The organism is Bacillus sp. ME78 (assembly GCF_903970865.1).
Lineage (GTDB): Bacteria > Bacillota > Bacilli > Bacillales > Bacillaceae_G > Bacillus_A > Bacillus_A cereus.
In genome coordinates, this window is record NZ_CAJCKK010000013.1 from 124,282 (window position 1) to 145,297 (window position 21,016).

The window sequence follows — 21,016 nt, forward strand, 5'->3', positions numbered from 1 at the left end:
AGCGTGACATTATCGTCAAGTCATTTGCTTAAGGAGGAAGCTGAAAATGAAAAAGTGGTGTTTTTTATTGTTATTTTTATTTCTCTTAGGTTTTGCTTTCATGAATAAAGCACTGTTTTTTCAGAATAAAGTAGAGGTTCAAAAATATGATCAAAATCACAAAGATAACATAGATAATACAGGGACTACCTTAATTATTCAAAAGAAAGAGATTGTAAAAGAACACATCTATCAAGGGAATCTGCTCTTAATTAACAGTAAATATTCTATGCGCCAAGAGGGTGTGAAATCAGATATCGTAAATTTATCTAAACATAATGAATTGATAAATGGATACGGGCTGCTTAATACAAATATTTATTTATCAAAATAAATAGCAAAAAATTTTCAGAGATGATTAATAATGTTGTAAAGGAAGGCGTTAATCAATTTTTAATTAATAGTAGTTATCGTGACTTTGATGAGCAAAGTGGACTTTATCATGAGATGGGGGCTGATTATCCTTACCAGCAGGTTATAGTGAACATAATTCCGGTTTATCACTTGATGTAGGATTAGGCTTAACGCAAATGGACCGAGCACCTGAAGGGAAGTGGATAGAAAAAAATGCTTGGAAATACGGCTTTATCTTACGCTATCCCTCGGATAAAACGGATGTTACAGGTATTCAATATGAACCTTGGCATATTCGCTATGTCGGTTTGCCTCACAGTACGATTATGCAAAAAATGAATTTAGCCTTGGAAGAATACCTGAATTATTTAAAAGAAGAAGAGAGCATTTCAGCAAGTATTGAGGGGAAAAAATATACGATGTCATATTATCGCTTTTTTCAAAACAAGACAATGGACGTTGAAATACCATTGAACGAATTTCGTGAAATATCTGTAAATAATATGGATGGGGTGATTATGACCACCAGTTCTTGAATTATATTCTAAAATGACAAAGTTATAGATTACAATGTAAAGTTAGGAGATTTTAAATGCATTCAGGAGTTTTGATTAATTATTTATATACTTATTTTTTTACTATTATTTTTTGTATAATGTTTCAAATTGGATTTTATTTTAAAACGAAAAAAAATATATCTATTCAGCATTTTCTATGGGTGTATGTTTTTCAATTCTACCTTTCATTGGTGTATAAGGTGACGCAGATAGGGACTATATGGGACATAGGTAGATACGAAACATTAATTCGTGCAAATCAAATTAACTTGATTCCATTTGCTTCTGAAGGTATGACTACTTATGTCTTAAACATTTTACTGTTTATGCCATTAGGTTTTTTATTACCGACTATTTGGCCGCAGTTTAGAAGAATGAAAAGTACTGCCTATGCTGGATTCGGTTTTTCATTGGCTATTGAGTTAGGTCAATTGCTAGATAATAGAATTACAGATATTGATGATTTATCTATGAACACCCTGGGAGCAATTATTGGGTATTTATTATATAGAGTGTTATTCAAAATGTTTTATAAAAGAGATGAAAAAAAGATTGATAATAATATTTCTCTAGTAATAAAATACGAGGCTATTTTTTATTTAGTTTGCTCATTTGTAGGTATGATGTTAATTTATTATCCAGTTATATTTAGACGGCCTCTAATCCTTCAATAAGGTTAATAAGATGCTGTCAGATAATTATATACATATAGTAAATTGATTCTTAAATAATAGGATATTACAAATACCCATTTATATTAAATTCTCATAGAAATCTTTCAAAACTATTCTTATTGAAGGTTGAGTGGTTATTGAAATGATTTCTATTGCTCCCGTTTTATATCATAGTAACAGCCTTTAATTAACAATTATATCCATTGCGAAAAAATAAGATAGGCTTTAATATTTACCAGTATTTAAATGCCGAAGATTGTTTAAGGCATTTCAACCAAAATTTAAGAGGAGCATACAATGAACAAACTAAAAAGGTTATTGAAACGTAAAACGACTTGGATAATTCTTATCCTATTCGCATTTGTTTATGTAAATAACAGTTCTTTTTTTGCTAAGAGGGACGATGGAACTCCTCTTCTTCTTGCTCATCGAGGACTTTCGCAAACATTTAGCATGGAAGAGATTGAGAGCGATACATGTACAGCAGAACGTATAAATAAACCTGAACATTCTTATTTAGAAAATACAATTCCATCTATGGAAGCGGCATTTAAAGCTGGAGCTGATCTAGTAGAGTTTGATGTTCAACCAACTAAAGATAATAATTTTGTTATTTTTCATGACTGGACTCTTGATTGCCGTACTAATGGTAAAGGTGTTACAAGAGATTTTACAACAAAAGAACTACAAGCACTTGATATTGGTTACGGTTATACAGCTGATGGGGGTAAAACATTCCCGTTTCGTGGCAAAGGGACTAATCTTATGCCAACACTTGATGAAGTACTTACCCATTTTCCAGGCCGTTCTTTTCTTATTCATATTAAAAGTGATGATGAAAATGAAGGAATCCAATTGGCTACTTACCTCAAGAAATTACCAGCGAAGCGCCTTGATCAATTAACTGTATATGGTGGCGATAAACCAATTGCTGCAATAAAAGAGCGCATCCCTAGTTTACGAATAATGTCAAAAGCGACCATGAAAAAAGATCTTATTACTTATATGGCATTAGGGTGGACTGGCTACATACCTTCAAGCCTGAAGCATGGAGAATTACATATACCAGACAAAGTAGCTCCTTGGCTTTGGGGATGGCCAAATCGTTTTCTTAATCGAATGGATAAAGCAGATACTAGAGTTATCATTGTAGGAGGAAATGGGTTTGGGTTTTCAAGTGGATTTGACTCATCTGAAGATATAAAACGCCTTCCTGATGATTATACAGGTGGAATTTGGACAAATCGCATTGATAAAATAGCACCTGTATTTAAGAAATAAGGGATAATATAACAGTCGAAGTTCTTTCATCTGTTTAACCATTTATATTTTAAAAGAAGACTTATTAATAATTTTAAAGGTTTATATACCGATAAACACCCCTGATTTCCTATGAACAATGGAAATCAGGGGTGTTTTTTGGATGAATGGAACTTATTTTATTTATATTCAAACAGAAGTACGAAAACGATTAAATAATTACTCGCAGAATGTAAAAAATGAGCTGAATCCTCATAAATAACTAACTGTAGAAAAGAAAATTTTTCGTTTGGGGGTACTTTAAAAATCTTGGGTTGATGAATGTTTGGTGGTACCCCATCGCTATCAAGCTAAGACTTTCGTCTACCTCCTAAATGAAAAGATACAATCTATTCTTTCTATCGAAACATAAGAATAGATTGTATTTTTATGTATAAATTTATATTTCATATTCAAATTCAATTCAGTCCTATAGATTTCCTACAAAGAAGAAGGGAATTTTATCTATTTATAGTGATTTTTAAGCATTGCAAAATAGAGAATATATATGTATAACGTTCTATTCAGTTTAAAAGAAATTTATATTATACTTATAATAAATGGATATGGGATATAACAATATGGGATGAACTTTCATATTAAATTTATCAAAAAAGAAAGAGGAAAATGAGAGATGAAAATCAGTTCAAACATAAATAACAGGTTTTATCCTTTAAATACTATAGTTTTAAATAATAAATCTTTAAGTACTACAACTTCACGTATAGTGAACAATAATCAAAAATATATTCCTGAAAGTAAGACTAAGGATAATCAACTTTCCGAAAAAAGTATAGAACAACATATCAATAACAAATATAATGCAATTAACTCACAGGGTCTCAGTATATTTGAATTTCTTAAAATGTTATTGGATATGGGTGTACCTATGTCAATAATTACAGAAATATTGGTGGGAATGTTAGAGGGGCATAGTAAGAAGAATGAAGAAGCGGAGAAAGAGACAGAAAAAGGAACAGAGAAAGAATTGGTAAAAGGATTAGAAAAGGGAACAGAGAACGAATTAGAACAAGGGTTAAGTAACATTCAGAAAGAATAACAATTTTTAGATTTTTATTGTATCAAGTATTCAAAATCCTTTTTAAATATCTACATTTCTTTTGGTTGTTTCTCTTACTCTTCTTTAAAGTGTAAAAGTACGCTATTCTTTCTGTAGAATTATGGGAAAGGATGGCGTTTTTTATGTCTGTGTCTGATAAATTACAACTATTTGTTCAAGGGATTCAGAGTGTCCTATCTCCAAATGTCTTACGGGTTCTTGCTGGAGATGCTGGTTTTGTACAACGAACCAGTAAGAACCAAGCAAAAGATTTAGTCGCTTTATATATATGGATGAGTCAAAATATCGCTACAATCTCTTTAGCTCAGTCATCTAGCTGTTTAGAAGCATCCACAGAAGTACTCATTAGTCTGGAAGGGCTGAATCAACGGTTTAATAAATCAGCCGTTCAGTTTTTACAACATATATTGACTAATCCATGCCCATCAACCGAAGAAATTCATTGTTCCTCAAAAAGAAAAAAATGACCTGAATTCTCATAAATAATGGTTGTAGTTATATAAAATTTTTGTTTTAGGGATACCTCAAAGTGTTAGCTTAATAAGAATAATCCTTAGCCTCCTTTAGATATAAAAGGGGCTTTTTTACATATGAAATCATATGGGTCTTTAAAGATAGCCTGGGGCGTAGAGAGAAACTGTGATTAAAGTAAGATAGGACAAAGACTAGCATTGAGAAATATAAAAAATGGAAGTAACAAAGGGGATTTACGCATAAAGTAATATTGATGGTTAAATTAACAAAATTTTCATTTTAATCAAATAAATACATGGTGTTTTTAAATTATAATAATGTTACTAGGATGAAAATACAGCTACTAATTAGTTAATTAAAAATCAATTTTAGATAGGAAGAGGATAATGAAGACCAGAGATACTTATAAAATTATTGTAATTGGTGCTGGGACTGCAGGAATATCTTCTACTGCACATTTATTAAGAAATATCCCCCTATTGAAAGAAAGTATAGCGATTATTGATCCGTCAAAAAAACATTATTTTCAGCCACTATGGAGTTTAGTGGGGGGAGGAATTGTTTCAAAGGAAAGTACAATGCGTGATCAAGAATCGCTTATTCCAAAAGGGGCAACGTGGATCCCTAAAAGTGTTGTTAAGTTATTTCCGGATGAAAATAAGATACTGTTAGATGACGGACTGCTGCTTGAGTATGAAATTCTTATTGTAGCAGCTGGTATACAAATAAATTGGGAAGGTATTAAAGGCTTAAAAGAATCTATTGGGACTAATGGGGTATGTAGCAATTATTCTTATACATATGTTGATTCTACTTGGAGAGAAATCGAAAAATTTAAAGGAGGAAATGCGCTTTTTACCCACCCTAATACTCCTATTAAATGCGGTGGTGCTCCACAAAAAATTATGTATTTAGCAGAGGAGTATTTTTGTAATAGTGGTGTAAGAAACAGAAGTGAAGTAATGTTTTATTCTGCAAACACTGACATATTTCAGGTTCCACGATATGCAAATACTTTAGAACAAGTACTAGAAAGAAAGCAAATTATAACGAATTATAATAAAAACTTAGTAGAAATTATCGCCGAAAAGAGAAAAGCAATTTTTGAAGATACGCAAACGCTGAAAAGAGAAACCATACCATATAGTATGATACATGTTGTTCCACCAATGGGGCCACCTAATTTTATTAAAGAGAGTGAAATAAGTGATTATCAGGGATGGGTAGATATAAACCCTTATACTTTGCAGCATGTAAAGCAAAAAAATATTTTCGGACTTGGAGATTGTACCAATTTACCTACTTCTAAAACTGGAGCAGCAATTCGAAAGCAAATACCTGTCTTAAAACAAAATATTATGGACGTACTTAACGGAAGAGACTTGCAGGCTAAATATGATGGATATACATCATGTCCGATTGTTACAGGGTATAAAAGTCTTATACTCGCTGAATTTAACTATGAACATGAGCCACAAGAAACGTTTCCATTTAATCAAGCGAAAGAACGGTATAGTATGTTTTTACTTAAAAGATATATGTTTCCATATATGTATTGGAATTTAATGTTGAAAGGGATTATGTAAGGAAAGATAGAGAGTAGTTGTAAAAATTGAAAAGTAATTTGAAATAAGTATTCGGAGGGAATAGTTATGCTTTTAAAATATTTTTATGATGAAAAATTAGCTCATGCTTCCTATTTAGTTGGTTGTCAGAAGGAAGGCGTAGCGATCGTTATTGATCCTAGTCGCTATATAGAACAATATATAGAATTTGCTAAGAAAGAGGGGATGGAAGTAATTGCTGCGGCTGAGACTCATATTCATGCTGATTTTCTTTCTGGGTCTAGAGAACTTTCTAATCTTTACCATGCAAATTTATATGTATCTGATGAAGGAGATTGTGATTGGAAATATCAATATCTTAACGAAGGTCGATACAAATTGGTTAGAGAGGGCACAGAGTTTAAAGTAGGTCATATAAAATTTAATGTAATTCACACCCCAGGGCATACGCCTGAAAGTATTTCTTTTTTAGTAACTGATACAAGTCAAAATAATTATACGAATGATAAGCCGATAGGGATATTCACAGGTGATTTTATATTTGTAGGAGATATAGGAAGGCCGGATTTATTAGAAACTGCTGTCGGTATGAAAGATACTGCAAAAATAGGAGCGAAACAATTATTTGATTCTATACAAAAAATAAAAATACTTCCTGATTATTTGCAAATATGGCCATCACATGGTGCGGGAAGCGCATGTGGAAAAGCATTAGGAGCAATTCCAACTTCTACATTAGGTTATGAAAAGATGTTCAATTGGGCATTTCAGTGTAATGAAGAAAGTGATTTTATATCGACTTTATTGACGGGACAGCCAGAGCCTCCAAAGTATTTTTCATTAATGAAGAATTTAAATAAGTATGGTCCGCCAATTCGTAAGAAGAGAAAAAGTACTGCTATTAATACAGTAGAAGAACTTCAAGAAATTTTGAAGAGCGTTCATCAAATAGTTGATATAAGGGATGTAGAGAGTTTTGCTGCAGGTCATATCGAGAAGTCAATTAACATACCTTATAACAATTCTTTCACAACTTGGTGTGGATGGTTATTAGATTATAAAAAAGAAACTTTAATAATTCTAGATGAGGAAAAGGTTAAAATAGAGGCAGTTATTAGAGAATTTGAATCTATTGGGTTAGATAATATTATTGCTTTTGCACCCTTAAAAGTAATACAAAGACTTGATAGATTTGAAAGTTACAAAGAAAAAACATCGATTGAATTATATCCGCATATAAAAGGTGGAAGCGTTAAGGTTATCGATGTGCGTAGTAAAAAAGAGTGGGAGGAAGGACACCTTCATGATGCAATACATATCACTTTAGGTAATCTATTTGAACAACTAGATTATATACCGAAAGATTTTCCAATAGTTTTGCAATGTCGAACCGGATTACGTTCCGCTATAGCAGCTAGTATTTTACAAAGAGCTGGTATAAAGGAAGTAGTGAATTTAAAGGGAGGATTTCTTGCATGGAAAAAAGAAAGGCTTCCTTATACAACAAGCAATCTCAATGTGTAGGAAAATATTATTACGAGATCAGTAAAATAGTAAAGAAGGTCGCCATTCACGGCGACCTTCTTTACTATGCGTTATACCCAAATAATTTTAAATCTTCTCCAGACCCTGAAATGATTTTCTCAAATCGTAATCCTACTTTTTCTAAAAGCTTTCCTGAGGCAATGTTATCTATAGAAGTAATTGCTACAATTCGTTTCATGCCGAGCTTTTGTACACCGTATTCAATTATCGCAGAAGCTGACTCGTAGCCATATCCTTTTGAACGGAATGTTTCTAAAAAGGCAAATCCGATATCAACGTCTTCTAATGAATCTCTTTTAATAAGGCCGCACATACCAAGTGGAGTGAGATCTTCTTTGCGTTCTACTAAGTAAAGACCAAATCCGAGTTTGTTATACATATCGATGGGACCGTTTACAATATAATTTTTTGCATCTTCTAAGTTTCTAACTCCTTTGTCACCGATAAACTGAATCCATGCAGGATCGTTTACTAACTCAAGAATAAAAGGAGCGTCTTTTATATCAAACCAACGAAGATTAAGACGTTCAGTTTTAAGGACTATCAATTATTACACCACCTTTAAAAAGTTATAACAATTAGTATGGATTGTGTAAAACAAAAGTGCAACATATTTTAATGGGGGTGTTTGTTCACATAAAGTTCGTTTGTTTTGTATAGAGAGATATTTTATAATTAGGATTGATTGTAAAGAGTGAGATGCTTATACAATGACTCCTAGGTGACTAGGAGTTTTTACTATATAACTATCATTATTACTAAATATGACACACTACACATTCTACTCAAGGAGGTACATAATGAAGAAATTATATAATGCATCGTTTACGTATTTGATTATCGGTTTATTATCAGGGATTTTCGCCAGGGAGTATGGTAAGTATAAAGGGATTTTAGGATCTACTTTGTTAAATCTTTTGCATACACATACACTTGTACTTGGATTTTTCTTCTTTTTAATTGCTTTAGGATTAGCAAAAGTATTCGCGTTTCATGAAGTGCAAGGGTTTAATAAGTGGTTTGTTTTACATAACATTGCATTAACATTAATGTTAGGTTCGCTAGCAGCGAGAGGGCTTCTTCAGTTAAATGGAGCTGACTTTAAAGGGTTAACTTATATTGTAGGATTTTCTCATTCGTTGATGGCAGTTACTTTAATTTGGTTTATGTTGTTAATAAAGAAATCGTTTAAAATGTAGTGAAAAAGAACTTGTAGCGTGTGCTGCAGGTTCTTTTTTGTATGTTTAGGTTTAATAATCTTATTTTTCTAATTATTTTTTATAAAGATGGTATACTTGTTTTAAATTTAAAAAGGAGAGTTGATTATGGAAATAACAATTGAACATGTAGTAAATGAATTAAAAGGCGTACTTCCTGAAGAACGAGTAGTAATAAATATGACAGTAAGAGAGTTACATAGTAAAGATGAATCTTACCATGTTAGTAGTTTACCTGATGTAGTTGTTTTTCCAAAAACGACCGAAGAAGTTAGCGCGATAATGAAAATAGCGATTCAGCACGGAACAGCTGTCGTTCCATTTGGAGTAGGGTCCAGTTTAGAGGGACATGTAATCCCTTACGAAAAAGGAATTACAATGGACTTTTCTCTTATGAACAAAATACTTGAAATAAGAGAAAAGGATTTTCTTGTGAGAGTACAGCCAGGGGTGACGCGCTCTCAGCTTAATAAAGAATTGAAAAAGTATGGATTGTTTTTTAGTGTAGACCCAGGAGCTGATGCAACGTTAGGAGGAATGGCTGCTACAAATGCGAGCGGAACGACAGCGGTAAAGTATGGGGTAATGCGTGATCAAGTTCGAGATTTAGAAGTCGTTCTTGCTGATGGAGTAGTAATACATACCGGGAATTTAGCGGCGAAGTCATCATCAGGTTATCATTTAAATGGTATTTTCGTAGGCTCAGAAGGAACACTTGGATGTTTCACGGAGTTAACTTTAAAAGTATACGGTATACCAGAACATGTTATGGCTGCGAGGGCATCGTTTCCAACTATAAATGATGCAGTAGAAGCTGTAATTAACATATTACAAGCAGGTATTCCAATCGCGAGAATTGAACTCGTTGATGAATTATCTATGAAACAAGTAAATCATTACAATGAAACAAGTTACAGAGAAGAACCGACACTGTTTGTAGAGTTCCACGGCAATGAAGCAGGGTTAAAGCAAGATATTGAATTTACGAAAGAAATCGTTCTTGATCATAAATGTATAGAAATTGCGTTTGAGATGGAAACAGCAGCGAGAAATAAACTGTGGGATGCAAGGCATAACTTAGCGTACTCTTACGTGCATAGTTATCCTGGTAAAAAGCTAATGAGTACAGACGTATGTGTGCCAATTTCGGAATTAGCTGGAGCGATTCAACATGCGAAAGAGGTATTAGATAAAGTAGGGCTTATTGGCGGTATTCTCGGTCATGTTGGGGATGGGAATTTCCATGTACTCTTAATGATTGATACAAATGATAAAGAGGAAGTGAAGAAGGCAGACGAAATAAATGAAAGTATCGTTCAGTATGCTCTTAAACGAGGAGGAACGTGTACAGGAGAACATGGCGTTGGAATCGGAAAACGAAAGTATCAAGAAGAAGAGCATGGGGCAGCATTATTTGTAATGGAGAAAATAAAGAAAGCTCTTGATCCGCAAAATATTTTGAATCCGAATAAGGTGTTTCAATTAAAAGATAGGGGCTGATTGGATGAAAGTACTAGAAGCGATAAGTAATATAGCTGGAAAGTATTTTGCATTGTGGACCGGCTGCTGCACTCCCAAGTGTATTAGCGGCAGTATGGCATAACATTGCAGGGCCAATATTAGCAACCATCTGGTCAAAAAATGCAAAGAATGCAAAGAATACTTTTAGCGATGAAAATGTATTAATAAATATAGAAAAATAGGAATGATAAATAATGCAAAAACGTATTGTACATCTTGAAGGAATGGTTGTATTTTTAGCCACGATTTATATGTATTCGATATATGAGTTTAGTTGGATTATATTTTTTGTATTCCTTTTAGCGCCGGATCTATCAATGTTAGCATATGGGATTAATAATCACGTTGGTGCGAAAATATATAATGTATGTCACACATATATCATATCCATATTAATTGTTCTAATAGGTGTCTATTTTAAGATAGATACCGTTATTATGATTGGTTTAATATGGACAGCACATATTGGAATGGATCGAATGTTTGGATATGGGTTGAAATATGAGACGGATTTTAAGGATACCCATATTCAAAGATTATAATTGCTTTTGAGGAGAGGGATACGTTGAAACAGAGAATTACTATCGAAGAATATAACATCAAATGGGAAAGTGAATTTAATAAGCTACAAACTCTCATTAACGATGTGATGGAAGACAGCATTTTATCCATTGAACATGTTGGGAGTACATCTGTTAAAGGGCTTGCATCAAAACCAATACTAGATATTGATGTTGTAATAGAAGAGTACGAAATTTTTCATGAGGTAGTAAAAAAACTTGAGAAGATAGGGTACTATCATCAGTTAGAATGGAGCTTTAAAGGAAGAGAGGCGTTTGGAAGAAAGGATATGTTCGTTCCATGGAACGAGGGAAATACAGTTTGGATGGAACATCATTTATATGTGTGTGATAAAAATAGTGAAGAGTTGAGAAGGCATATAGCGTTTCGAGATTACCTTCGTGAACATACTGAAGTAGCTAATGAGTATGGAAACTTGAAGGAAGAGTTAGCAAGAGAGTCGAAAAATCGATCTAGTTATATTGAGGGTAAGACCGTATTTATTACAAATATATTAGAAAAAATAAACTAAAGCAGCATGGAATACATGCTGCCTATTGTTTTGAAATAGAAAGCTGCCATTATAAAACAAATGCAAACTGGCCCTGTTGATTGATGCGGTTACTAAATATAATAGGAAATAAAATAGAAAAGAGCGGAAAAGAGGGAGCTTATGTACATACCAAAATATTTCGCAATACAAGATGAAGAGATGAAGTACGAAATAATGGAACAAAATAGCTTTGCGACATTATTTTCTCAACATAACGGAGAACCATATGCAACGCACTTGCCGTTGTTATTAAATAGGGAGACCCTTACTTTACATGGTCACTTCGCACGGCCGAATGAACAGTGGAAAGATATTGGGACCCAGCAAGTACTAGCTATATTTCAAGGACCACATAGTTATATCTCTCCGTCATGGTATGAAACAAACAATGCAGTACCAACATGGAATTACGTTGCAGTGCATGTATACGGTGAATTAGAAATTGTTGAAGATGAGAAGACATTAGTAGATTCTCTTCAAGATTTAGTAAATAAATATGAAGATCCAGAGAGCACCTACTCACTTAATGATGTAGATCCAAATTATATGGGAGGATTAAGTAAGGGAATAGTTGGATTCAAAATAAAGATAAATAAAATAGAAGGAAAAGCGAAGTTAAGTCAAAATCATTCTGTAGAGAGACGAAATTTAGTTGTGGAGAAACTTGAGAAAGTTGGTAGTGAGGGGAGTAAGAGGATTGCGGAGTTGATGAGAAAATAAAGTCTACATGAAAGGAAAATATTCTAAATAAGCGTATTTAAAAAGACCTTCTTAATTGAAGGTCTTCCGTTTTTTAAAGTGCTTTTTCAGTTGTTGTTGAGTTGTAGTCTTTACTTACGTCAACGGATTGAACAAGGTCAGGTCTTTGGGGTGCCGGGAAATCCGCATGACCTGCTTGATATGTAAATGAACTATTTAGACCAATAGATACAATACTTAGTACAGATAATCCTAAAACGATAGAACTAATTTTTTTTATCATTTTAATGCCCCTTTCTCAAACGTTTTTTCTTTTGCTTGTAACGCTTTATGAAAATACTCACTTGCTTTTATATGGTTATTTTCATCGTAAAGTTTAACGGCTAACTTTTCTGAATATTCTTGAGTATAGTTATATAAAGATTCTTTGTCGAAATACGTAATTCCTTCAAGAATAATTTTTTCTAAGTCTTCAGTTGACTCGTTATTGTTAAGGGACTCTAAAATTTTAAAGTGAATCATATATTCTTCATTGTTAAGTTCTGTACAAATTTTTAATCCTTTTTTAATAAATTCTGAAGCGATATTTATTTCACCAAGTTTAGAATGTTCTCTTGCTTGTAAGAAAATTGCTTTAAAATGTGTAGGCATTTTTGTTGTCACTTCAGATAAATGACGAATAGCTAATGTTGATAAGTTTTGATTAGCATATAGCCACCCTAAGTTATTACGTACTCTTAACAGTAATGATTCTTCATCCTGTTTCTGTAAAATGTTGATTGCCGAATTATATTTTTCCTCTGCTTGCTCGTATTGTTTTAAATATACAAATGCTGCGCCTAATACGCTTTCACAAGAGGCGACATTCTTTTCATACCCTACAGCTTTTATGAAGAATTCTTTCGCTTTGGTTGCATATTCAATAGCCTCAATTGGCTGGTAAAAATGATAATAGAAAATAGCCATTCGATAATTAAATTCCCCTTTTTCTAGATCATCAATGGCATTTACCAGTAGTCTCGCAGCTTTTTCATAATGTTCACTTGCTAAATTATAATTTGTTGTTAAAGTAGCATGAATTGCTTTAAATAAATGATAGTAGTAAGAAAGTTGGTGATTAGGTGAAATCGCGTAAGAATCTATCTTATTAAAACTGTCTTTTGTGATACTTAAACCATCAGTTAAAACTTTGAAACGAAAATTTAGTAGAGAATAGTATAATGCTAAGTTTTCATCTTCTTCAAAGTTTAGTTCCTTTTTCTCAATTTCATGCTTTAAGTTTGTCGCTTGGGACACATCTTGTTTTAGCATAGCCAAATACCAGTCATTAAATAATTTTGTAATTTGTTCATTACCTTGTAGTTGAACGTTCATGAAATCCCCTCACTTTTTTGAATATTCTTATAAAATATAGTATCAAAAATAAAAATATTTAGAAATGATGTTTTATATTTCTCAATATTTGTTTAACAAGCTTACGAGTAAGTCTATTGGAATAGTATAGAATTTGTTTTGGATTAAAGAAATGGCATCGGGGGATGTGTATTTTAAAGTTTTAGTTGAGTGGGGGGATATAAAAAGGGTGCGTTCACACAATTTATATGAACGCACCTTTTTACATATTAAACAATCAAGTCCCACAAAAAGTACGATAAGGGCGATTCGTCGGTGCAGGCGGAATGCAGTATTCTTCTTGATCTGTAGAATACGCATAAGGGTTTGATAAAGCTTCAAGAAGTTGCTCCATTACGCTATAGTCTTCATTTGTAACAGCTGCTTCTAGTGCTTCTTCTACACGGTGGTTCCTCGGGATGATTGATGGGTTATTATTTTTCATCATCTCGTAGGCGTTTTCTTTCGATTCTTCTTGTTTTTCTAATCGAGATTGCCACAGTTTGTACCAGTCTTTAAATTCAGGACTATCGAATAGAGGGGTATTTTCTAACGTATCAAGAGTTAATGAACGGAATGTATTAGTGTAATCTGCTTTATATTTCTCCATCATTTTTAAAAGTTGCTCAATAAGTGATTGATCTTGTTCTTCGTTGCTAAATAGTCCTAATTTCTTTTTCATTCCAAGGAACCAATTGTTTTCATACTGTACGCTAAATTTCGAAATTTCGTCTTGAGCGATTTTTAGTGCTTCTTCTTCATCTTCGTGCAGAATTGGTATTAAAGATTCTGCTAATCGGGCGAGGTCCCATGCGGCCATATATGGTTGATTTCCATATGCATAACGGCCTTGTGTGTCAATAGAGCTAAATACGGTTCCTTGGTCGTAATTGTCCATAAATGCACAAGGACCGTAATCAATTGTTTCGCCACTGATCGTTATATTGTCAGTGTTCATTACGCCGTGAATAAATCCAACAAGTTGCCATTTTGCGATAAGACTTGCTTGTTTTTTAATGACTTCTTGTAGTAATGCAGTATATCGGTTTTCATGGGATTCACTTTCTGGGTAATGTCTTTTTATCGTATAGTCAGCTAGCGATTTAAGGTCCTCTATTGAACCACGAGCTGCAGCATATTGAAATGTACCGACCCGTATATGACTACTAGCTACTCTAGTTAAAATTGCTCCAGGTAACTTTGTTTCACGATATGTAGGTTCACCAGTTGTGACAACAGCTAAACTACGAGTAGTCGGAATATCAAGTGCATACATTGCCTCACTAATAATATATTCACGTAGCATCGGACCGAGTGCAGCACGGCCATCTCCTCGGCGTGAATAGGGAGTAGGGCCAGAACCTTTCAGTTGAATATCGAAACGCTCACCTGAAGGAGTAATTTGTTCGCCAATTAAAAGAGCACGACCGTCGCCTAACATATTAAAATGTCCGAATTGATGACCAGCATATGCTTGAGCTAATGGATGAGCTCCTTCTGGAAGTCCATTGCCAGCGAAAATGGCAATTTCAGCTTCCTTTTTCAGTTCTTCAGGGGTTAAGCCAAGAGATATCGCTAATGAATGGTTTAGTTTAACTAACTCCGGTGAACTTACGGGAGTAGGGGGGATTTCTGTATAAAATGATTGTGGTAAAGTCATATAACTATTATCTAAATTCCAACCTGTTTCATTATTTTTAGTCATTGTATCTCCTCCTTTTTGTATTTTAAATTATGTATTTGTACGTATGTATTCTTTGTAAAGTTAACTAAAAGTATAATACAATATTTCCCCTTGCAATCTATTGTAAGGACTTCATTGTACTATGTCTATTTAACAGCAAATTTAAAACCTCCATTTTTAAAAATGGAGGTTTTATTATTATTTAATTTTTACAATTATTTTTCCTTTTGCTCTTCCAGACTCTGAATATTCCATTGCTTTTTGCGCATCTTCAAAAGGAAAAACTCGATCGATTACAGGTTTGATTTGTCCAGCTTCAATATAGTTTGCAATAGTACGTAATTGATCCCCACTTGGCTTCATAAATAAAAATGAATATTGAGCATTATGCTTTTTTTCAAGTGCAGTAAGTTTTTTGCTGGCTAATGAAAATAAGAGAGTTTTAAAGAATCCTGAACCAAATTCTTTACCGAAGCGAGCATTCGGCATGCCTGAAACGGAAACAATGTTTCCTCCCCTTTTTATAATATTGAATGATTTTTCAAGTGTTGCACCGCCGATTGTATCAAATACGGCATCATAATTTTTTAGTATATCTTCAAATTTCTCTGTTTTGTAATTAATAATTTCATCTGCGCCAAGAGACGTTACTAAATTCGCACCAGCTTCACTAGCAGTCGTTGTAACAATGGCACCCATTATTTTTGCTAGCTGAATAGCGAAAGTACCAACACCACCGGATCCGGCGTGAATTAAAATCTTTTGTCCTTTTTGTAATTGCATGATGTCATGTAATGCTTGATATGATGTTAAGCCAACGAGTGGAATCGGAGCAGCTTCCTCAAAACTTAAATTTTTCGGTTTTAAAGCTATATCATCTTCATGAATGGCTATATACTCCGCGAAAGTACCAATCTTATTTTTTCTTGGACGAGCATATATTTCATCACCAACTTTAAAACGAGTTACTTTTGATCCAACCTTCGTGATGACACCGGCAAAGTCGTTACCAAGGATTAGGGGCATTTCATATTTCAGTAACATTTTTACTTTTCCGTCGCGTATTTTAAAATCAATTGGGTTAATACTAGCTGCATGAATTTCTGCGAGCACTTCATACTCATTAATTTCAGGAGTAGGTACCTCTGCCATACGCATTGGGACTTTTCCATATCTATCAATTATCATTGCTTTCATTTCTTATACCTCCAAGTTTTAATAAAAGTTTTGCAATAGCTTCTCAATATCTAATACAAGATTTTTTAATAAACCTAATTTTGTACGTATATCAATATAATAAAAATTCTTTGTACCTTCTTTTCTCATTAAAATAATGCCAGCTTCTCGTAAAATCTTAAGGTGATGTGATACTGCTGGACGGGAAAGATGTGTTTGCTTCGTGATTTCTCCTACACGTAATCCTGTTTGACATTCCGTTTCCATTAGCACTAATAAAATAGCTTGACGCGTTTCATCACCAATTGCCAATAATACTTTTTGAGAATCAATAAAATCTTTTTTTATAATATTTAATTGTTCTTGTTTATTCATTTCAATCACTTTGCCTCCAGTTAATTAGTCGAAAGGTTTAAGATGATGAACCATTACTTCGATACGGTAATGCTACATGATTGTTGTATGAGGTGCAATATTGAGAAAGAAAATCGAGACGAATGAATTTTTTATTGTTGAAAATTATAGGGAGATAGAAAAGGGATTGGAAGGATTACATAACACAATAGATGAGGTTTTAAAAACAAAAATGATGTAACAATAAAATAAGCGGTCGTAACCTTGTATAATCCATAAGGTTACAATCGCTTATAATGTTTGTATTATTTTTGATTTTTACGATAGAACATGGTTCAACGTAAAGTACGTTCTTTTGTTTTACACTTTCATACAGACACAATTCAGGTGGATTATAGATGTATGAAAAAGTAAAAGGAATTTTGGGGCGTAATCTATCTATATGATAATTTAAAATGAAATATAAGTCTATATCTTTGTTGTTTTTTTGATTATATTTATGTCACTGAGCTCAGAACAATGATGTGGAGGGTAAATATATGAAATCGAATTATGTACCAGTTTTAATTGTTGGAGGGGGATTATCTGGGTTAGCGTCTGCGTTATTTCTTGCAAAACATAACATTGAGTACTTACTTATTGAAAGGCATCCGTCTACTGCCATTCATCCGAAAGCAGGCGGTCTTACTTTACGTACAATGGAGTTGTTTCGAGAATTAGGCTTGGAAAAAAGAATTAAATTGGCAGGTAAAGCATTAGAGAACTGCCGAGGAAGAATAGCAGTTCATACAATAGCTGAGGCGAATAAAGAAGAATTGGAACAAATGAGAGCGACGCAATACGGAAACGATGAAGAGTTACTTCAAAAAATAGAAAAGATTAGTCCATCAAAACAAACCGCTTGTTATCAAATTATTTTAGAAGAGATGATGTTACAAGAAGCGAGAACACTAGGCGGAGAATTATCTTTTTATCATGAATTAGTTTCTTATGAACAAAATGAGCAAGGAGTAATCGCAACGATTCGGAATCGCGAAACGGAAGAAGAAAGTATTATTTATTGTGATTATGTAATTGCAGCGGATGGAGCGAAAAGTAAAATACGTAAGCAACTAGGGATAAGTACGGAGGGACGAGGTACAATCGGTGGCTATTATATGAATATTTATTTTGAAGCGGATTTAAGTGAGTTTATACAAGGAGATGCATTTGGTTTTTCTATGGTACTTCATCCGGAAGTTCTTGGTGCGCTTATTCCAGTTGATAACGAAAGAAGATGGATTTACCATGTATCCTACGATCCATTAAAAGGAGAACGACCAGAGGATTTCACTATAGAACGTTGTAAACAAATCATTCAAACCGCAATTGGAAGCACAAATGTTGAGCCGGAAATAGTAAGTGTTTTACCGTGGAAAGCGGCTGAAAGTACTGCTACAAAATTTCAAGAAAATCGTATTTTTTTAGTTGGTGATTCCGCACATATTATGCCGCCAACAGGAGGGTTTGGTTCCAATACAGGAATACAAGATGCACACAATCTAGCCTGGAAATTAGCGGCTGTTATAAAAGGGAAGGCAAAACCAAAACTGTTAGAAACATATCGTGAAGAGAGATATCCTGTTGCAAAATTAACGACGGAGTATGCGAGTAGTTTGTTGTTCCGTGCTGCAAATAGAGAGGAAGGCAGTTTGAATAATATGGATGGTTTAGCTGTAACTGTCGGGTATCAGTATTGTTCAGAAGCAATACTAGATGAATCAGCCACTCCACATAGAATGGATATCGTAGATTTGAATGGAAGACCTGGAACACGAGCACCTCACTTTTGGGGGATGTATAAAGGGAAAGAAGTTTCTATATTAGACTTATTTGGTAACCATTTTGTATTACTTACTGGAGTAGACAATAGTTCTTGGGCTGAAGCTGTATATGATGTTTCATCTAAATTAGGGATAAATATTAAAGTGTATCGAGTTGGGTTAAGCGGAGATTTTATTGCTCAAGAAAATGTTTTTTGTGAATTATATGGGATAGAGAATGAAGGAGTTGTACTAATTAGACCAGATGGCTTTATTGGATGGCGTTCAGAAAAAGCAGTGGTAAATCCAGATGTAATGCTGGAGGAGGTAATGAGTAATTTATTATGTGATTTTTAAGTAACTAAGGAAGTATTGTCTTTTATAGGACGATACTTCTATTTTTTTGGCTTAAAAAATAAAGATTGTGTAGTGAAGAGACATTATTATTATAAAGATATATGCAAATTAATTCTCTTTCTTTTTTTTGTTATTAGAATTTTTTTAGTTTTTAGTTTTAAGTGTTGACTATTACTAGATTGAACCATTTTTTTATTGTATTATATTTCTTAGGGATTACATATTACGCTAGGGAGTGGGACTGTTTGACTATTGAACCTCTTATTTTATCAAATAAAGAAGTATATGTATTAACTGGTATGTTTGACCGTGAAACTATGATTGGAATTGAGAACCCCTTTGAAAATTGGTCAGATGAAGAAATAGACAAAGAATTAGATGTAATGCACGAGCATTGGACAAACGAAGAACTACTCATAATAAAAGAAGATGAAACATTATGTAACAAACAACTTTTAGAATATTTCCGCATTTGTTTAACTACAGGATTTGTTATTGAAGTACAGATAGGTAAAAACAGCGCTTTAGAAAAAAATATTTTCTATTTTAGTGAAAAAAAAGTTATACAAAATGTAATAACAGATGCTAACGGTGATAAACAATGTACATTTAAAGAATGCGGGACACCAGAGGTAGCTTGGCAATATATATATCAAGCATTACAGCCTAAAAATACTTTCTCTTGTCCAAATTATACATTTAAAATCCCTTCTTCTGCATATAAGGAAACTATTTTAAATCAATCAAACAAGCAATTAGTAGATTACTTGAAACTTTACTTAGATGATGAAGCTTCCTTAGAGTTAGCAAACATTATACATAATCGTGAAGAATTAAATACTGTTCAAGTTCATTATTATATAAAGGACTCATGGTCTACAGATTGTATTCAGTTTTTATATAGTCAAAACCAATATTGGCTAATCCAAAAAGTATTAGATAATGAACAAACACAAACAAATTTTATTTGTCTTGATACCTTTACTCTTACTGAAGAGATAAAAAAGATGGTGCTTTATCTTAAATCATTAGGCGGTGAAACAAGGTGAGCGGTGAAATTAAGGTTACTCCTGCCCATTTAAGGAAACTGGCTTCTAATATAGAACAAACAGCTCATGAGCTATCTGAAACATATCAACGTATCAATCAGCAGTTATTCGATCTGCCTTTCCAGATATCTGGAAGAGATGCTGTGTTAAATCAATCCCAATACGCAGGATCAATGTTAGCTACTATAACGACCGCTTTAAAAGAACATAGTGATTCATTAAGAAAAGCTGCTGATCGTTTTGAGAAGGCTGATCAACAAGAAGTTTCATTTGGAGAAGAAGCAATTGATATAAATTGGTTCGCACCGTTTGGTGGCGATATTGGTGATTGGAAAGATAACCCTGCAGGGTCTGCATTTACTTTACTGGGTACTGTAACGGAAGGTGCAGCTGCCTATAAATTGGCATCTTTACATAATAAAGGCTTGCGTGTAACACCCTACACAGATAGAAAAGGAAAAGAAATGGTAAGATTTCAAAATCGGACCGTACTAAAGGATAAAAATGGACTTAATGTGATAAGGCGTACAAAATTACCTTTAGCCGAAGTAAAGCAAATAGACGATGTAAAAAGACATGTTTTATCACCAAAAGAATTTCTTAAAGATTCATTGAAATTAAAAACAAATGCTTTAGGCTATGCAGCTGTAGGATGGGATGTAATTAATGATACAAAGGAAAATATTGAAAATAAAGCGTCAAAAACTAAGATAGCTGGTGATATTATTGGTGATGCAGCAATTGGGGTTGGTACAACTGCTGTAAGTGCCTTTGCGGGAGCCAAGCTAGGTGCAGCTGTTGGAACTGTTTTTGGCGGTCCAATCGGAACTGTTGCTGGAGCTTGTATTGGCTTTGGTGTTTCTATAGGAGCTAGTATAATAACAGATGGAATTAAGTTTAACAAAGGTGATTGGAATCATGATGGTAAACAGGATTCAATAAAAGATAGAGTTAAATCTGGAATCGGAGCAACTTTAGATAAAATTTTTTAGTTTTTAGGAGAGTAATATGGAAAAATACCACGGAAAAAGCACAGAACAAATTATTCAGAAATTGATGCCTG

The 21,016-nt window shown here is 33.5% G+C and carries 20 protein-coding genes and 2 pseudogenes; 16 read left to right on the top strand and 6 right to left on the bottom strand.

The window, feature by feature from the left end; translation table 11 throughout:
* The first annotated feature begins 46 nt into the window (after nucleotides 1-46).
* The 7 genes and pseudogenes from vanY (at nucleotide 47) to H6481_RS16150 (ending at nucleotide 7,567) form a co-directional block, all read left to right on the top strand.
* Nucleotides 47-929 (top strand): annotated as a pseudogene (gene vanY, locus H6481_RS16120) (VanY-A/VanY-F/VanY-M family D-Ala-D-Ala carboxypeptidase).
* Nucleotides 930-985: 56 nt separating this feature from the next.
* Nucleotides 986-1,624: a VanZ family protein gene (locus tag H6481_RS16125; RefSeq protein ID WP_063548230.1), complete on the top strand. Its 639-nt coding sequence runs from the start codon at nucleotides 986-988 to the stop codon at nucleotides 1,622-1,624.
* Nucleotides 1,625-1,921: 297 nt separating this feature from the next.
* Nucleotides 1,922-2,905 (top strand): glycerophosphodiester phosphodiesterase family protein, encoded by a 984-nt coding sequence (locus tag H6481_RS16130; protein ID WP_078994422.1) that lies wholly within the window; start codon nucleotides 1,922-1,924, stop codon nucleotides 2,903-2,905.
* A 652-nt stretch (nucleotides 2,906-3,557) separates the two neighbouring features.
* Complete coding sequence (locus H6481_RS16135; RefSeq protein WP_078994421.1) at nucleotides 3,558-3,983, top strand: hypothetical protein; 426 nt, start codon at nucleotides 3,558-3,560, stop codon at nucleotides 3,981-3,983.
* Nucleotides 3,984-4,126: 143 nt separating this feature from the next.
* Nucleotides 4,127-4,414, top strand: a pseudogene (locus tag H6481_RS16140) (IS4 family transposase); the annotation flags it as partial.
* 450 nt (nucleotides 4,415-4,864) lie between these two features.
* Entirely contained in the window at nucleotides 4,865-6,064 is a 1,200-nt protein-coding gene (locus H6481_RS16145; RefSeq protein ID WP_182812336.1) for an FAD/NAD(P)-binding oxidoreductase, read from the top strand.
* A 66-nt stretch (nucleotides 6,065-6,130) separates the two neighbouring features.
* Complete coding sequence (locus H6481_RS16150; protein WP_106824503.1) at nucleotides 6,131-7,567, top strand: MBL fold metallo-hydrolase; 1,437 nt, start codon at nucleotides 6,131-6,133, stop codon at nucleotides 7,565-7,567.
* Nucleotides 7,568-7,631: 64 nt separating this feature from the next.
* Here H6481_RS16150 and H6481_RS16155 read toward each other — a convergent pair whose 3' ends face one another.
* A complete protein-coding gene (locus H6481_RS16155) occupies nucleotides 7,632-8,135 on the bottom strand; it encodes a GNAT family N-acetyltransferase (RefSeq protein WP_065484656.1) in 504 nt (167 codons plus the stop codon).
* A 253-nt stretch (nucleotides 8,136-8,388) separates the two neighbouring features.
* On the opposite strand from H6481_RS16155, the gene H6481_RS16160 reads away from it, so the two are divergent.
* The 6 genes from H6481_RS16160 (at nucleotide 8,389) to H6481_RS16185 (ending at nucleotide 12,160) form a co-directional block, all read left to right on the top strand.
* On the top strand, nucleotides 8,389-8,787 hold the full coding sequence (locus tag H6481_RS16160) for a DUF2871 family protein (protein WP_000737896.1): 399 nt from the start codon (nucleotides 8,389-8,391) through the stop codon (nucleotides 8,785-8,787).
* Between the two features lie 126 nt (nucleotides 8,788-8,913).
* Entirely contained in the window at nucleotides 8,914-10,305 is a 1,392-nt protein-coding gene (locus tag H6481_RS16165) for an FAD-linked oxidase C-terminal domain-containing protein (RefSeq protein WP_078994418.1), read from the top strand.
* A gap of 47 nt (nucleotides 10,306-10,352) precedes the next feature.
* Nucleotides 10,353-10,508 carry a bile acid transporter family protein gene (locus tag H6481_RS16170; protein WP_023522651.1) on the top strand — a complete coding sequence of 52 codons (156 nt, stop codon included), beginning with the start codon at nucleotides 10,353-10,355 and terminating at the stop codon, nucleotides 10,506-10,508.
* Nucleotides 10,509-10,520: 12 nt separating this feature from the next.
* On the top strand, nucleotides 10,521-10,868 hold the full coding sequence (locus H6481_RS16175) for a DUF4260 domain-containing protein (RefSeq protein ID WP_023522650.1): 348 nt from the start codon (nucleotides 10,521-10,523) through the stop codon (nucleotides 10,866-10,868).
* A gap of 23 nt (nucleotides 10,869-10,891) precedes the next feature.
* Complete coding sequence (locus H6481_RS16180) at nucleotides 10,892-11,419, top strand: GrpB family protein (protein WP_000813613.1); 528 nt, start codon at nucleotides 10,892-10,894, stop codon at nucleotides 11,417-11,419.
* Between the two features lie 141 nt (nucleotides 11,420-11,560).
* Complete coding sequence (locus tag H6481_RS16185) at nucleotides 11,561-12,160, top strand: FMN-binding negative transcriptional regulator (RefSeq protein WP_016512491.1); 600 nt, start codon at nucleotides 11,561-11,563, stop codon at nucleotides 12,158-12,160.
* 73 nt (nucleotides 12,161-12,233) lie between these two features.
* Here the strand turns inward: H6481_RS16185 and H6481_RS16190 are convergent, their stop codons facing one another.
* The 5 genes from H6481_RS16190 to H6481_RS16210 all read right to left on the bottom strand — a co-directional run bounded on the left by H6481_RS16190 (nucleotide 12,234) and on the right by H6481_RS16210 (nucleotide 16,775).
* Nucleotides 12,234-12,422, bottom strand: coding sequence for a Phr family secreted Rap phosphatase inhibitor (locus tag H6481_RS16190; protein ID WP_023522648.1), 189 nt, complete (start codon nucleotides 12,420-12,422; stop codon nucleotides 12,234-12,236).
* Nucleotides 12,419-13,513, bottom strand: a complete 1,095-nt coding sequence (locus H6481_RS16195) for a Rap family tetratricopeptide repeat protein (protein ID WP_182812339.1) — start codon at nucleotides 13,511-13,513, stop codon at nucleotides 12,419-12,421. Before H6481_RS16195 ends, H6481_RS16190 begins: the two co-directional genes overlap by 4 nt.
* A 256-nt stretch (nucleotides 13,514-13,769) precedes the next feature.
* The gene (locus H6481_RS16200) at nucleotides 13,770-15,236 is read right to left on the bottom strand and encodes a protein adenylyltransferase SelO (protein WP_120459974.1); all 1,467 of its coding nucleotides are present in this window, start codon (nucleotides 15,234-15,236) and stop codon (nucleotides 13,770-13,772) included.
* A 177-nt stretch (nucleotides 15,237-15,413) separates the two neighbouring features.
* A complete protein-coding gene (locus H6481_RS16205; RefSeq protein WP_182812343.1) occupies nucleotides 15,414-16,412 on the bottom strand; it encodes an NADP-dependent oxidoreductase in 999 nt (332 codons plus the stop codon).
* Between the two features lie 18 nt (nucleotides 16,413-16,430).
* Nucleotides 16,431-16,775 carry a metalloregulator ArsR/SmtB family transcription factor gene (locus H6481_RS16210; RefSeq protein ID WP_000571870.1) on the bottom strand — a complete coding sequence of 115 codons (345 nt, stop codon included), beginning with the start codon at nucleotides 16,773-16,775 and terminating at the stop codon, nucleotides 16,431-16,433.
* A gap of 494 nt (nucleotides 16,776-17,269) precedes the next feature.
* Between H6481_RS16210 and H6481_RS16215 the strand changes: the two genes are divergently transcribed.
* The 3 genes from H6481_RS16215 to H6481_RS16225 all read left to right on the top strand — a co-directional run bounded on the left by H6481_RS16215 (nucleotide 17,270) and on the right by H6481_RS16225 (nucleotide 20,945).
* Nucleotides 17,270-18,904 carry an FAD-dependent monooxygenase gene (locus H6481_RS16215; RefSeq protein ID WP_097988226.1) on the top strand — a complete coding sequence of 545 codons (1,635 nt, stop codon included), beginning with the start codon at nucleotides 17,270-17,272 and terminating at the stop codon, nucleotides 18,902-18,904.
* Nucleotides 18,905-19,149: 245 nt separating this feature from the next.
* Nucleotides 19,150-19,953 carry a hypothetical protein gene (locus H6481_RS16220; protein ID WP_000151461.1) on the top strand — a complete coding sequence of 268 codons (804 nt, stop codon included), beginning with the start codon at nucleotides 19,150-19,152 and terminating at the stop codon, nucleotides 19,951-19,953.
* A complete protein-coding gene (locus H6481_RS16225; protein WP_000012250.1) occupies nucleotides 19,950-20,945 on the top strand; it encodes a WXG100 family type VII secretion target in 996 nt (331 codons plus the stop codon). The genes H6481_RS16220 and H6481_RS16225 overlap by 4 nt, the downstream gene beginning before the upstream one ends.
* Nucleotides 20,946-21,016: the final 71 nt, after the last annotated feature.

What these genes read in the sequence shown, in the direction of transcription:
- H6481_RS16165 (WP_078994418.1), top strand. Translation starts at nt 8,914, where the DNA reads ATGGAAATAACAATTGAACATGTAGTAAATGAATTAAAAGGCGTACTT.
- H6481_RS16205 (WP_182812343.1), bottom strand. Translation starts at nt 16,412, where the DNA reads ATGAAAGCAATGATAATTGATAGATATGGAAAAGTCCCAATGCGTATG.
- H6481_RS16130 (WP_078994422.1), top strand. Translation starts at nt 1,922, where the DNA reads ATGAACAAACTAAAAAGGTTATTGAAACGTAAAACGACTTGGATAATT.
- H6481_RS16195 (WP_182812339.1), bottom strand. Translation starts at nt 13,513, where the DNA reads ATGAACGTTCAACTACAAGGTAATGAACAAATTACAAAATTATTTAAT.
- H6481_RS16190 (WP_023522648.1), bottom strand. Translation starts at nt 12,422, where the DNA reads ATGATAAAAAAAATTAGTTCTATCGTTTTAGGATTATCTGTACTAAGT.
- H6481_RS16145 (WP_182812336.1), top strand. Translation starts at nt 4,865, where the DNA reads ATGAAGACCAGAGATACTTATAAAATTATTGTAATTGGTGCTGGGACT.
- H6481_RS16125 (WP_063548230.1), top strand. Translation starts at nt 986, where the DNA reads ATGCATTCAGGAGTTTTGATTAATTATTTATATACTTATTTTTTTACT.
- H6481_RS16150 (WP_106824503.1), top strand. Translation starts at nt 6,131, where the DNA reads ATGCTTTTAAAATATTTTTATGATGAAAAATTAGCTCATGCTTCCTAT.
- H6481_RS16175 (WP_023522650.1), top strand. Translation starts at nt 10,521, where the DNA reads ATGCAAAAACGTATTGTACATCTTGAAGGAATGGTTGTATTTTTAGCC.
- H6481_RS16185 (WP_016512491.1), top strand. Translation starts at nt 11,561, where the DNA reads ATGTACATACCAAAATATTTCGCAATACAAGATGAAGAGATGAAGTAC.
- H6481_RS16135 (WP_078994421.1), top strand. Translation starts at nt 3,558, where the DNA reads ATGAAAATCAGTTCAAACATAAATAACAGGTTTTATCCTTTAAATACT.
- H6481_RS16160 (WP_000737896.1), top strand. Translation starts at nt 8,389, where the DNA reads ATGAAGAAATTATATAATGCATCGTTTACGTATTTGATTATCGGTTTA.
- H6481_RS16200 (WP_120459974.1), bottom strand. Translation starts at nt 15,236, where the DNA reads ATGACTAAAAATAATGAAACAGGTTGGAATTTAGATAATAGTTATATG.